The 13238-nt window shown below is 45.3% G+C and carries 12 protein-coding genes; 4 read left to right on the top strand and 8 right to left on the bottom strand.

Features of this window, described 5'->3' with window-relative positions; genetic code table 11:
- Nucleotides 1-217: 217 nt before the first annotated feature.
- Nucleotides 218-1237 carry an isochorismatase gene (locus tag RIM23_RS23540; RefSeq protein ID WP_446369852.1) on the bottom strand — a complete coding sequence of 340 codons (1020 nt, stop codon included), beginning with the start codon at nt 1235-1237 and terminating at the stop codon, nt 218-220.
- 154 nt (nt 1238-1391) lie between these two features.
- On the opposite strand from RIM23_RS23540, the gene RIM23_RS23535 reads away from it, so the two are divergent.
- Together RIM23_RS23535 and RIM23_RS23530 are read left to right on the top strand one after the other, a co-directional pair.
- Complete coding sequence (locus RIM23_RS23535; protein ID WP_446369850.1) at nt 1392-2339, top strand: NAD(P)-dependent alcohol dehydrogenase; 948 nt, start codon at nt 1392-1394, stop codon at nt 2337-2339.
- 267 nt (nt 2340-2606) lie between these two features.
- Entirely contained in the window at nt 2607-3041 is a 435-nt protein-coding gene (locus RIM23_RS23530; protein WP_446369848.1) for a hypothetical protein, read from the top strand.
- A 101-nt stretch (nt 3042-3142) separates the two neighbouring features.
- On the opposite strand, the gene RIM23_RS23525 is transcribed toward RIM23_RS23530, so the two are convergent.
- On the bottom strand, nt 3143-4687 hold the full coding sequence (locus tag RIM23_RS23525; protein WP_446369846.1) for a mercuric reductase: 1545 nt from the start codon (nt 4685-4687) through the stop codon (nt 3143-3145).
- A gap of 205 nt (nt 4688-4892) precedes the next feature.
- Nucleotides 4893-5678: a TVP38/TMEM64 family protein gene (locus RIM23_RS23520; RefSeq protein WP_446369844.1), complete on the bottom strand. Its 786-nt coding sequence runs from the start codon at nt 5676-5678 to the stop codon at nt 4893-4895.
- A gap of 321 nt (nt 5679-5999) precedes the next feature.
- Between RIM23_RS23520 and RIM23_RS23515 the strand changes: the two genes are divergently transcribed.
- On the top strand, nt 6000-7091 hold the full coding sequence (locus RIM23_RS23515) for an alkene reductase (protein WP_446369842.1): 1092 nt from the start codon (nt 6000-6002) through the stop codon (nt 7089-7091).
- A 246-nt stretch (nt 7092-7337) separates the two neighbouring features.
- Complete coding sequence (locus tag RIM23_RS23510) at nt 7338-8663, top strand: hypothetical protein (protein ID WP_446369854.1); 1326 nt, start codon at nt 7338-7340, stop codon at nt 8661-8663.
- A gap of 35 nt (nt 8664-8698) precedes the next feature.
- Here the strand turns inward: RIM23_RS23510 and RIM23_RS23505 are convergent, their stop codons facing one another.
- The 5 genes from RIM23_RS23505 to RIM23_RS23485 form a co-directional block, all read right to left on the bottom strand.
- On the bottom strand, nt 8699-8953 hold the full coding sequence (locus RIM23_RS23505; RefSeq protein ID WP_446369840.1) for a hypothetical protein: 255 nt from the start codon (nt 8951-8953) through the stop codon (nt 8699-8701).
- Nucleotides 8954-9430: 477 nt separating this feature from the next.
- Nucleotides 9431-10201, bottom strand: a complete 771-nt coding sequence (gene tatC, locus RIM23_RS23500) for a twin-arginine translocase subunit TatC (protein WP_446369838.1) — start codon at nt 10199-10201, stop codon at nt 9431-9433.
- A 320-nt stretch (nt 10202-10521) separates the two neighbouring features.
- On the bottom strand, nt 10522-10836 hold the full coding sequence (locus tag RIM23_RS23495) for a hypothetical protein (RefSeq protein WP_446369836.1): 315 nt from the start codon (nt 10834-10836) through the stop codon (nt 10522-10524).
- A gap of 76 nt (nt 10837-10912) precedes the next feature.
- A complete protein-coding gene (ccmS, locus tag RIM23_RS23490; RefSeq protein WP_446369834.1) occupies nt 10913-11347 on the bottom strand; it encodes a beta-carboxysome assembly chaperone CcmS in 435 nt (144 codons plus the stop codon).
- Between the two features lie 66 nt (nt 11348-11413).
- Nucleotides 11414-13171: an ABC transporter ATP-binding protein gene (locus tag RIM23_RS23485; RefSeq protein WP_446369832.1), complete on the bottom strand. Its 1758-nt coding sequence runs from the start codon at nt 13169-13171 to the stop codon at nt 11414-11416.
- Nucleotides 13172-13238: the final 67 nt, after the last annotated feature.

Below are 13238 nucleotides of genomic sequence, written 5' to 3'. Positions count from 1 at the left end.
CATCTAGGGGCAGGTTTAGCTCAGTTATAGGTTAAACCCGCCCCGACAGATGGCATTACGGCAAATCTGACGCTGAGGAACCTTCATAATTATCGGCAAGGCAGTGATACAGTTGATAATTATAACCATCCACCCCTACCTCAAAATGAACAACGAAACCCGCCCTGATCCCAGCCCTAATTTATTGCAAATTTTTTATTGTTTTTTTGTCCAACGTTCAATCAATAATTTCAGTCGATTTAATCAGGTGCATTCCCGCATCAGCAAACCGTTGAAACGCAGCATCAGCTTGTTCAGTAAAATCCGCCCCTCCAGGAACCACAACCGGAGAAGTACAATCGTCCAGTAAATAAACCTTCTCGGCTAACTTAGGATCTCTGGCTTGAATTTCACCCAGCAAGTTATCAACTGTCCAAGCCACACAATGACTCTTTGCCTGACCAGCAATAATTAATCGGTCAAACTCTAACAATTTTTCCAGAAATGGTGTGTTCTTTTGGGCAATCGGTTGGTCATTCTGGTCGAAAAGAACGTCCGGCTGGAGAACAGAGTAATTTTCAGTCAGTGGATTACTACCTTTCATTTCAAAATAGGTCTGACTTTGGCGAGCAACATTATGAAATAAACAAACCTCTTCTACAGCAGAAACCAAAGCGTGACTAATTCCTCCCAGCATAGCATGGTAGGGCCAGATAATTAACGGATATTTGCTATCGCAATTGAGCGTCTTGGCATAATGCAGGGCATAATCTTGTAACCATTGATCATCACCCTGGCGAATCCGAGGGGCGACGGCTGGATTGATTTTCCACACACCTTTTTCTACATCGTCTATGGAAATATTAGTCATCGCGGGTGGATGTTCTCCAGCATCGTTAATCCAAAATATAGGATGAAAAATTTGCATAGCGGTATGGGTATCCATCGTCGCCGCAATTTCGGTGATGATTCCGAGATTGCGGTAGATAAATTCACACAGTCGCACATTGTCATCAACGGCTCCCGTACCCGATTGACCGCCGACAAATAATTCAAATTCGGGAATACAAAAGGTATTCTGAACATCGATTAGCAATAAACCAATCCGGGTTTCATCTTGATTTGCTGGCTTAAGATGATGCTGTTTTGCCCAAATTTCGGCTTGGTTGACACGCTCTTGATAGGGAACAGGCCAGACTTCTCCAACTTTATTGGGTTTGAAATGGGAGGGGATCGGGATTTGGGTATTAGTACTCATGATTAATCACGCTTATTCGCTAAAACTTCTAAAAACCATACTATTGGTTTTTTAATCACTCTCAAATTCTGCCTCAAGACTGAGATATTGAAGGCAGAATTATTGTTAAATTTTATAAGGCTTGACGATACTCTCTATCGAGGAAGAATAGTTTATGAAAGCTGCCGCAATTAATCACTATGGTGGAGCAGAAGTCTTCCAACTTATGGACTTGCCAACTCCACCCATCAAAACCGATGAGATATTGGTCAAAGTCCATGCTACTAGCGTTAATCCCATTGACTGGAAAACCAGACAGGGAATGTTGCAACTCTTAACTGGCTATCATTTTCCCATAGTTTTGGGATTTGATATTTCTGGGGAAGTTGTAGAAGTGGGAACGGCTGTGACTCGTTTTCAACCCGGAGACGAAATCTATGCCTGTCTGGATAATCTCACGGGTGGTGCTTATGCAGAGTATGCGGTTTTGTCGGCAAAAGCGGCTTGTCCAAAACCGGAAAAGCTCTGCTATAAAGAAGCGGCGGCTGTTCCCTTAGCCGGACTCACGGCGCTGCAAGCCTTGCGAGATCATGGAAAAATTAAGCAGGGATACAGCGTGCTAATTAACGGCGCATCGGGTGGTGTGGGTAGCTTGGCGGTACAAATTGCCAAGGCTTTTGAAACTCAGGTGACAGGGGTTTGTAGTGGCAGAAATAAGGAGTTTGTGAAAAATTTGGGCGCTGACCGAGTGATTGACTATACTCAGCAGGATTTTACTAAGGATACTGCCAAGTACGATATTATTTTCGATGTGGTCGGAAATCAATCCTTCTGGAGTTGCCAAGATTGTTTGCAACCTAACGGCGTCTATATCACCACTCACCCCTATCCGGTTAACTTCCTGGAGAGTTTCTTCACGGCTTTTCTTCCGGGAAAAAAAGCTAAAGTCGTGGTCATGAAATCCAATGGTTTGGATTTAAAGTCTCTCAAAGAACTGATTGACGCTCAGAAAATTCGCCCAGTCATTGCTCAAACCTATCCTCTATCTGCTGTTGCTGAGGCGCATCGGGAGAGTGAAAAAGGTCATGTTGTTGGTAAGCTGGTGATTATGGTAGCGAGTTGAAAGTTTTGACCTTTCAGGACCTTCTAAGGAACCGGTGCGTGAGGGTGTAGGGGCTCACTTTCACGACATCCGTGTCAACTTAAGCGCCAAAAGCAGGGGAAGCAGGGGGAGCAGGGGGAGCAGGGGGAGAGAAGACAGGCTTATCCGAGCAGTATTGCCTGCACCCCCATCTCTCTAAATTCTTTAGAAAATGTTAATCTTTGCTTAACTATGTTGGGCTATAACAGAAAAAAACTTCGACTCTGGTAGCATTGCGGGAGATAGTCCTTGAGTAGTCTGGGCAAGAAGCGATTAGAAACAATTTGGGCGATCGCAGGATATGCGGCGGGTGGCGGTACGGCTTGTGCTGCACCAACTCCCTGTGCGGAGATACCGAAACAAGTCATCGTGGCGGCTTCTGATATTTTGATGTATACCACGATTTGGAAGATCTATTTTGAGGAGGATTTATCCCATAACGATCTTTTGGGAATGTTAACCGAATTGGGTTTAGTCACCCTTCTGGCGGCGGGAACGGCTTATGGGGTAGCCAGAGGGAGTACCGCCCTGCTCAAAGAAGTATCTGACTGGGCGGCTGGACCTGCCGGTTGGGGTCTATGTGCGGCAATCACAGGTTCGCTTACGGGTATAGTGGGTATAGCCTGGGCAATGTATTGCGATCGCCGCTATTGTGAAACACATACTCATGTCCTATCCAGTTAAATCCTGATTGATTGCTCGTTCGTTCGTTCGTAGTCGGCACTTTAGTGCCATCAGCGCTAAAGCGCTTACTACAAACTTACTACAAACTTACTACAAAATTTCTAAGAAAACTTAGTGAGTAACCCTAAAAAGCGCTTTGTATTGGGTTTCAACAGTGTGCGCCGATACGCATCAGCCGCTTTCTTAATTCCTTCCGCTTGCGTCGGATAAGGATGAATCGCACCACTGAGCTTACTCAACCCGACATTTCCCACAATCGCCGTTGTCACTTCACTAATCATCTCTCCTGCATGAGGAGCCACGATTGTCGCCCCCAAAATTTTATCTGAACCTTTCTGATGATGAATTTTGACAAATCCGTCCTCTTCCCCATCCGCGATCGCACGGTCTACCGTATTAAATGGTATCTTAATTGTACTCACCTTCATTCCCTTTTCCTGAGCTTCATGTTCATACATGCCAACATGGGCAATTTCAGGGTCAGTATAAGTTACCCAAGGCATAACTAAATCACTGAGTTTAGACCGCCCTAAACCAAAAGGAGAAAATAAGGTATTTTTAATCACAATTCGCGCCGCTGCATCCGCTGCATGGGTGAATTTCCATTTCATACAAATGTCACCGGCGGCATAAATATGGCGATTGGTTGTTTGTAGATAATCATTCACCTTTATCCCTTTGCCATGGTATTCTACGCCAACAGCATCTAAATTTAACCCTTCTACATTTGGCGCACGCCCTGCACCCACTAAAATTTCATCAACAATCGTGGACTCATCCTGACCATTACAGGTATAGTGCAGTAACTTTCCCTCATCCATCTTGACTGCCCGTTTCATCTGACAATCTAAGACTAAGCGAATGCCTTCCTTTTCAAACTGATGCTGCACAATTTCTGCGGCATCAGTATCTTCTTTATTTAAAATGTGAGAATGGCGATGGAAAAGAATCACCTCACAGCCTAAACGACGGAATGCCTGCGCCAATTCACAGCCAATTGGTCCCCCACCAATTATCGCAAGGCGTTTGGGGCGTTCGGTTAAAGAAAAAACGGTTTCATTGGTCAGAAATCCTGCCTCTTCTATGCCCTCAATGGGTGGTCGTACAGCCCTAGCCCCCGTCGTAATCACCGCTTTCTTAAACCGCAAAATTTTATCCCCAACGGCAATTGTATTGGAACTTTGAAACGACCCTTCTCCTAAGAAAACATCAATATTATAGGTTTGTTTAAATCGTTTGGCTGAATCATGATGACTAATTCGAGCCCGTAGCTTCCGCATCCGTGCCATGACTGCTGGAAAATCAATATCAATGTGTTCAGGAGGACGAATTCCAAATTCTCCAGCGTTTCGCATTTGGGCGACAACTCGGGATGAGCGAATAATACATTTAGATGGCACACATCCGACATTTAAGCAATCCCCACCCATAAGATGGCGTTCAATTAAGGCAACTTTTAAACCAATATCCATCCCAGCGGCACCGGCGGCGGTGACTAATCCCGCCGTTCCTGCACCAATTACGACGAGATCATAACGCTCAGCGGGTTTTGGATTAACCCAATCGGGTGGATGCAGATGGGAAACCAATTGCTGGTTATATTCATCCATTGGGGGGACAATTACTCTCTCAGATGTTGATGTCATCAGTTACTCCTTAATTAATAGTGATTGGGGATTAGGGAAACGGTGATTTTTTTATTCTCTCACTTTGAGTAGGGCGGGTTTAGTTACATCTGGGTGACAAAAAAAGATAGTGGTAAAACCCGCCCCTACACCCTGACAACTTGGTCGGGGCGGGTTTAGTTACATCTAGGTGGCAATAAAATGATAGTTGTAAAACCCGCCCCTACTAATTGGAAACGCTTTTATCTAGAACAGGATCATCAGAGACTTTTTCATCTAACGCTTTTCTGGCAACTTTAGTAACATATAAGGTTACAGCGACTGTAGCGATAAATCCAATAATCCGAATCGTCCATTGTACCGCCGGATTAGTGGGTTGCGATTGTGTCCCCACCATTGCCAGACTACCCGCCAAAGAACCAATATAAACATACATAATGGTTCCAGGAATCATGCCAACAGAACCCAAAAAGTAGTCTTTCAATGAAACCCCGGTTAACCCATAAGCGTAGTTCAATAAGTTAAAAGGAAACACGGGCGACAATCGGGTTAAAAGAACAATTTTAAATCCTTCCCCACCCACCGCCTCGTCAATCGCTTTAAATTTTTTGTTCCCAGCAATTTTCTGCGCTACCCAACCCCGGGCTAAATACCGTCCCACGAGGAAGGCGGCGGTTGCTCCCAGGGTGGCGCCAATGAAAACATAAATAGAACCTAAAACGACGCCAAAGACAACACCCGCGCCTAGGGTGAGGATGGAACCCGGTAGGAATGCGACTGTGGCAATAATATAGAGTATGATAAACGCGATCGCACCAACCGAACCAAGGTCTTGAATCCATTGCAAGGCGTTGCGTAACCAGGCTTGGGGATTGAATCCTGAACCCATTGCTGATTCCTGGGCGAAGGCGGGATCTGTGGCAATAAGTAACGTTGTACCAACCGCCAGTAGCGTGAATACCGCTAACTTCAATAGCTTTCTCAGGTTTCGGGGACGGAATTGGTGTTTCATCCAGTTAGCTCTCCTCAGTTTACCTCTTCTGGTTCATGCGCCACTGTAGGTGCATCGTTATGATCATCCTAAGCTGATACTCTGAGAATTCCCTGAAAATAGACGAAATAAATAATGAATAATTAATTATAAATCTGAATCGCCTATCGTCAAAATGGACTTGAGTTAATTAGAGAAGAGTAGGGGCGGGTTTAGGGATTAACCTGTGGAATTAACCAATAAATGTTGTACAAAACCCGCCCTACCCCAGCTCATCATCAGATGTCTGAGCTTACTGACAAAGGTGCCAGATATCAGCCAATGACAAAGGACATAAGACAAATGACCAATGACGATATTAACTTATTCACACCCGTTCAAGTCGGCGCTTATGAATTGCCCAATCGCATGGTTATGGCGCCTTTAACCCGGATGCGTGCAGGTGAGGGAAACGTACCTAGAGAAATAAATGCCACCTATTATGCCCAGCGTACCTCTGCGGGATTAATTATTTCTGAAGCCACTCAAGTATCCCATCAGGGACACGGATACGCTTATAGCCCAGGAATCCACTCACCCGAACAAGTGGAAGGCTGGAAGTTGGTTACTCAGGCGGTGCATGAGAGTGGGGGACGTATGTTCCTACAACTGTGGCACGTCGGGCGCATTTCCCACCCCTCAATGCAGCCGAATGGTGAGCTTCCCGTTGCACCGAGTGCGATCGCGCCTGAAGGGATGGCGAGTACCTATAGTGGCGAGCAACCCTTTGTCACCCCTCGTGCTTTGGAAACTGAGGAAATTCCCACAATTGTGGAACAATATCGCCAAGGAGCAAAAAATGCTTTAGCGGCTGGATTTGATGGGGTAGAAATTCACAGTGCTAACGGTTATTTGCTCGATCAATTTCTCCATGATGGGTCAAATAAACGCACGGATCAATATGGCGGATCAATTGAAAATCGCGCTCGTTTACTCATGGAAATTACCGAAGCGGTAGTAAGGGTTTGGGGTGCGGATAAAGTGGGGATTCGCCTCTCGCCTGGTGGAACGTTTAACAATATGTCTGACTCCAACCCAGAAGCCTTGTTTAACTATGTGATTTCCCAACTCAATCCTTTTAATTTAGCCTATCTCCATATCATTGAACCGAGAATCAAAGGGAATGAGACGGTTGAAGATGAGGGTAAGGGATTGGGGGTGCGTTATTTTCGTCCTATTTACAACGGAACCTTAATTACAGCAGGTGGTTATACCCGCGAGACGGGAAACGCTGTGCTCAAGGCAACAGAGGCGGATTTAGTGGCGTATGGTAGGCTGTTTATTGCCAATCCTGACTTGCCCAAGCGGTTTGAGGTGAATGCTCCCCTAAACTCCTATGACCGCTCTACTTTTTATGGAGGTGACGAGCATGGATATACTGATTATCCGTTCTGAGAGGAGTCTCGGCAAGCTAGTTAATCAAGAGCGCGATCGCATTTGGGTAACCAGACGTGCCATGTAACCAGACGTGCCATGGCACGTCTCTACATTGCTCCCCCTGCTCCCCCTGCTCCCCCTGCTCCCCTATCTCTTGGAGTGGTAACAAAGGCGCGATCGTGTTCGGCTTTCTGCAAGTATAGAAGCCTAAGCCAGACTTCTATACTTGGAATAGAGAGTACAGAAATCTTTACAATAATAGCTATGGCTCCCAATCCCAAAATAATGAATAGCGTCGAGCAGCTTGGCTATCGTGTCACCGTGGGTGATGTCGCCGCTAAGGCGGGATTAAATATCAATTTAGCCGAACGAGGATTACTGGCGCTAGCATCCGATGCAGGTGGACATTTGCAAGTCGCCGAGTCAGGTGAAATTGCCTACCTGTTTCCCAAGAACTTTCGGACAATCCTGCGAAACAAATTCATCCGGTTGCGGTTGCAGGAATGGTGGGCAAAAACTTGGCGTATTCTATTCTACCTGATTCGGGTTTCCTTCGGGCTTCTACTCTTACTCTCAATTGTCCTGATTTTTCTCGCCATTTCGATTATCGTTATCAGTATCAGTTCCAGCAGCGATAATGATTCGGGTGGTGGCAGTAACGGTGGTTCTAATCGAGGCGGTGGCATGATTTTTATGCCCCACTTCTGGATTGGGCCCGATATGTTTTGGTTTTTTGACCCGGGTTACGAACGCCATCGACAACGGCGCACCTCCTGGAATTCTAATCAAAGTCAGCAGATGAATTTTCTGGAGGCAATTTTCTCGTTTTTGTTTGGTGATGGTAATCCCAATGCCGATTTAGAAGAACGTCGTTGGCAAGAAATCGGCACAGTGATTCGTAATTCTGGCGGTGCCGTTACAGCGGAACAGATTGCTCCTTATCTTGATGATATTGGCACAGGATATCAACGGGAGTATGAAGACTATATGTTACCCGTTCTCAGCCGTTTCAATGGGCGTCCGGAAGTCAGTCCCGATGGAGAGATTATCTATCACTTCCCCGACTTACAGACAACAGCGCAACAGCAGCATCCTCAGCCTGTTTCATCTTACCTACAAGAACAGCCTTGGCGCTTTAGTGCTGCCACGAGTGGGCAAATTATGCTGGCAATTGGTTTAGGGGGAGTGAATATTGTCGGTGCTTTCATGCTGGGTTCTCTGTTAAGAGGAGGCGAAATTGCTGCCGAGATAGGAGGATTGGTTGCTTTTGTCGCGTCAATTTACTGGTTTTTACTGGGTTACGGGATTGGGTTTTTAGCGATTCCTCTGATTCGTTATTTCTGGATTCAACAGAAAAATAGTAAAATCGCCGCCCGGAATCAGAAACGACAGCAGGAAGCATTAGCACTGGCTCAACCTGATGCCGATTTACAGAAAAAGCTGGCGTATGCCCAACAGTTTGCGGCGCAAAATGTAATTGGGCAAGAGGATTTGGTGTATACCAGTGAGCAGGATTTACTGGATCAAAATTTGCAACGCAAAGACCAAATTGATGCGGAGTGGCAACGCCGTTTAGATTCAGGTTCTTAGGTAGCTAGAGCGGGTTTTGTTGTTCGCTTATAGCACTACGAGGTACGGAAAGGACAATTCAATTCTAATAGTTTACCCGATGCGATCGCGTCTTCGAGTTGGTCTAAGTTGCGGGCTAGGTAGGGATGAGTGGCGCTAATTGTCCCTGGTAGTGGTTCTACTTGAATCGGGCGATCGCGAATTGGATATCCGATCAATCCATTCTCCGTTAACCAGTGTAAATCATCCGCGATCGCGAAACCACTGACAAGTTCCACCCTAACTACGGGATGGAAATCATCCCATACCACAGGGATAGTCTCATGTCCGGTTGCATCTCATCGGTGGCTCTATCCCATAACGATAACTTTTCGATTTATCCGTTGAGTTTTAAATTAATCAAGATAATCGGACTGAGGGCTTCAGTCGGAAATTCCTGGCAAAGCTTGACTTTACGTTGGTTTTGGTTGTAGTATGGCAAAATTGAATCTTGTATGATGGCTTTATTCTAGTCATTTTTCTGTCAAAAACCTATCAAACCCTTAAATTAACGTCAATTTTTTTCCTAAATTTGCAAAAAATGAGAACAATACAAACGTGTTTCAATCCCCAATTTCATCAACTTACTCAGGGGCGGATTTGACAAAAAAACTGTTTGCTGCATCTAATGTTCAAACAAGAATCAGAAATGAGGGAGTTTCACGTCAGTTTTGATCAAGTCCTGAACTATCGCTGTCACGCTAATAGTCAACCCAGGATGATAGGCTCGCCCCTTACTACGAACTCAATCACTTTCCTGAGAGCTTAACCAAACCAATTCCGCCAAAGTAAAGACCGATGACAGCACCGGCGAGTAAGCTTTGAGTCAGAGGATCAGTGGAGGGAGTTAACACAGCGCCTAAAACCACGGCACCCAAAATAACAATCCGCCAACCAGAAAGCATTTGTGAGGATGAGACAATTCCTAAATTTCCCAACAGAATCTGAATAATTGGCACTTGAAAGGCTATCCCTGTGCTGAACATGAGTAGCAGCACAAATTCAAAATACCGTTCAATTGACCAAGCTTGCTCAACGACATCAGCACCGTAACTAATAAAGAATTTCAGCGCGGCGGGAATTAAAGCAATGTAGGAAAATGCCAACCCCACGAAAAACAGAACACTAGATCCTAAAACCACAGGTGCAATCAAACGTCGTTCGCGGCGAGTCAGCCCAGGTAAGACAAATTGAATAGTTTGGTACAGAATGAAAGGAGTCGCAACCAGCAAACCACTGTAACCCGCCACTTTCAGGGAAACAAAGAAGTATTCACCGGGAGCTAATTGCAAAAACTTAACGCCTCTAGCGGGGATTTCTAATAACTGGACAATGTATTTAACCGCCACAAAGCAGCCAGTAGCACCAACGGCGACAGCAAGCAGCGAATAGAAAATTCGCCGCCGCAACTCTTCTAAATGATCGAACAGCGACATCTCGACATCATCGGGAAGTTCGTCGAGGTTGTCGGTTTCACTGGTGTCAGGTTGCTGGGGTAACGTTTCTACGTCAGGCGTCATCAGTTTGCAGAGTTGGATTGTAGTTTGTTAACTATTGTACCGATCGTGAGCCGGGGATGCAGGAGTCACTGTCTCCTTGTTGACACGAGCCACGAGCCGGTACATTCTCAATCAAGTAAAACCTACCATTGAGGTGTAGCGTGTATGTCACTCGACTCTCAAAGATACCGTCTTGACTATAGCAATCCTAAATAGGTTGTGAAAAATCAAAAAATAGCAAAAAGCCTTGAAACTCTTTACCATTGCCCATTGCCCATTACCCATTGCCCATTCCCGAAAATTATCATATTTTTGGACACGACTCAAATAGGATTGCTATATCAATCATCATTGTCATCATTTATACTTGTTGCAAAATTATTATCCCTAGGATGATTAAATAAGCCTAGATGAGGTCTGAGTAATCCAAGATAAGCGTAAGCCGTTGCATTAGTCGGATTAAACCAAAATGCTACCAGGAAATCTCTCAATGCTTTATCAGTATCATTTCCTAACTCTAAATCTAGTTCATTTTCGGCTCGACGTGTGGTGTGAATTGCTTGAATTTGACACAGAATTACTGAAGCCATTAAAGCATTATTGAGCGGCAAAAAAATATATAAAACTAAGAGTAATTCAGGAACATTGGGTTTCATAGTCTTTTGTTTTTTAGTTTTGCAGAAGTGAATCAACTAAAAAATATATTTTAAGCTGTATGTTACTAACCAAGGACTAAGGATGAATGCCAAATTCACTCAGACATTGTTCTAGCTCTTCAATTAATGTATCGACATCTTTACCCACTTCTTCAAAACATACAGGAGGCGGAGATTCCGGTTCAAAATGAATTAATTTAATTTGGTCATTACCAATCCCAATCATTAAAACTTCTTTATCCGGTTGGTGAGCATTGACAATACCTACCATTTCCTGAAGATAGTTATCAACCTTTTGATTTAGTTTGTCCAGCGCCGCTCTGGGACAATAGACAAAATGGGGTCTGGGTTTCAGGTCAATTCCCAGGGTTTCGTCGCTTTCGCCCTTCTCCAGAAATAGTCCCCATGACAGCGCCGCCAGTTCTTTGCCATATTCTTTGGCAAACTTATTTAGCTTAACTTTCCACTGATCCTCTGGCTTATTCGGCTGAGGTTTACTGAACATAATCATGGTTTACAATTCCCAATGACGTAGCTTGCTTCTCAAGGGCAGCGAGTATGACCAATGACGAATGACTTATTTAACCCCAGACTGAACGCGCCAGAGCATCGCATAAATGGCTTGTTGCTCTAGTAGTTGTTCATGGGTGCCTTGTTCAACTAATTTACCTTTATCCATAACATAAATACAATCGGCATTGCGTACTGTAGACAGGCGATGAGCGATCGCGATCGTGGTTCGGTTTTGGGTAATCTTCTCTAGCGATCGCTGAATGGCGGCTTCTGTCTCGTTATCTACGGCTGAGGTGGCTTCATCGAGGATCAGCACGGGGGGATTTTTTAAGATAGCACGGGCAATTGCCAGTCGCTGCTGCTGTCCACCGGATAACTTTTGTCCTCTCTCCCCAATAATTGTGTCGTATCCTTGGGGGAGTTGGCAGATAAATTCATGGGCTTCAGCAATTTCTGCGGCTGCCATTACCTCAGATAACGTGGCATCAAAACTACCATAAGTAATATTTTCCCGCACCGTGCCATGAAACAGAAACACATCCTGACTGACTAAACCAATGGCGCGGCGTAAATCGGCTAACTGGAGCTGGCGCAGGTCAATACCATCGAGGGTTATGGTTCCTTCCTGGACTTCATAAAGTCTCAATAATAACTTGACCAGGGTACTTTTCCCCGAACCCGTCGCACCGACAATGGCAATGGTTTTTCCCGCCGGAATATGAAGGGAAAGATTTTCTATCACAGGATGGCGTCCCCGGTAGGAAAAAGTAATATTTTTTAACGCCAACTCACCCCGCACCTGAGTTACAGGCAAAGAAATCTCGCCCGAATGCATCGTAATCGGTGTATCCAACAGATTCATCACCCGGGTTGTAGAAGCCATCGCCCGTTGATAGAGATCGAGGGTTTGTCCAAGTCGGGTGAGGGGCCACAATAAGCGTTGAGTCAGAAATACTAACACGCTATAGGTACCGACGGCTAATCTCCCAGCTACCGCTTCCATACCCCCATAGAGGAGAATTCCGACAAAGCCCAATAAGATGAGGATACGAATTAATGGCACAAATGCCGCAGATAGTGCGATCGCACGACGGTTACTTTGGCTATAGGCTTGGCTTTGGGCGGTGATCCTCTGGATTTCATAAGTTTGGGCTGTAAAGCTTTTAATTGTGGTGATTCCTGTCAAATTATTTGCCAATTGCCCATTGAGTAAACTCACCTTTTCCCGCACATCAGCATAACGGGGCGCAAGGCGGCGCTGGAAGGCGATGGAACCCCAGAGAATAAAGGGCATGGGTAGAAGTGCCATCCAAGCCACACCAGGTGCCAGAATCAAGAAGGTGGCGCCAATAATAACGACGGTTGTGGATACCTGGAGAATTTCATTGGCGCCAACATCAAGAAAGCGTTCCAGTTGGTTGATATCGTCGTTGAGAATAGACATCAACCTGCCCGTACTCCTATCCTCAAAATAAGCTAAGTCTAGCGATTGTAAGTGAGCATAAGCATCTAAGCGCAAGTCATGCTGAATCGTCTGTGCTAGATTACGCCAGAGTCGGTTGTAGGCATATTCAAAGATGGATTCTAATCCCCAGATGATCAGGCTAAGCAACGCCAGAATCAACAGTTGTGTGAAGATGTCGGTGACGCCGAGTTGGGCGATGAGGGAATCCTCTTGTTGGACAACTACATCCACCGCCGCACCAATTAACGCAGGTGGCGCTAAGTCAAAGATTTTATTCAGAACCGAACACGCGATCGCCTGCCAGATTTGGGTGCGATAGTTATGACCATAGGCGAATAGACGTTTGAGAGGGGACACTGATTTGGACAGAGGCTTCCTGATTTGGGAGTGCTTCTTTTCTTTTGAACTGGACACGCAGATTACC

It is taken from the genome of Coleofasciculus sp. G3-WIS-01 (genome assembly GCF_040223135.1).
GTDB lineage: Bacteria > Cyanobacteriota > Cyanobacteriia > Cyanobacteriales > Coleofasciculaceae > Coleofasciculus.
Note: the sequence above shows the minus strand (reverse complement) of the source record. Positions and strands in the feature narration are given on the sequence as shown.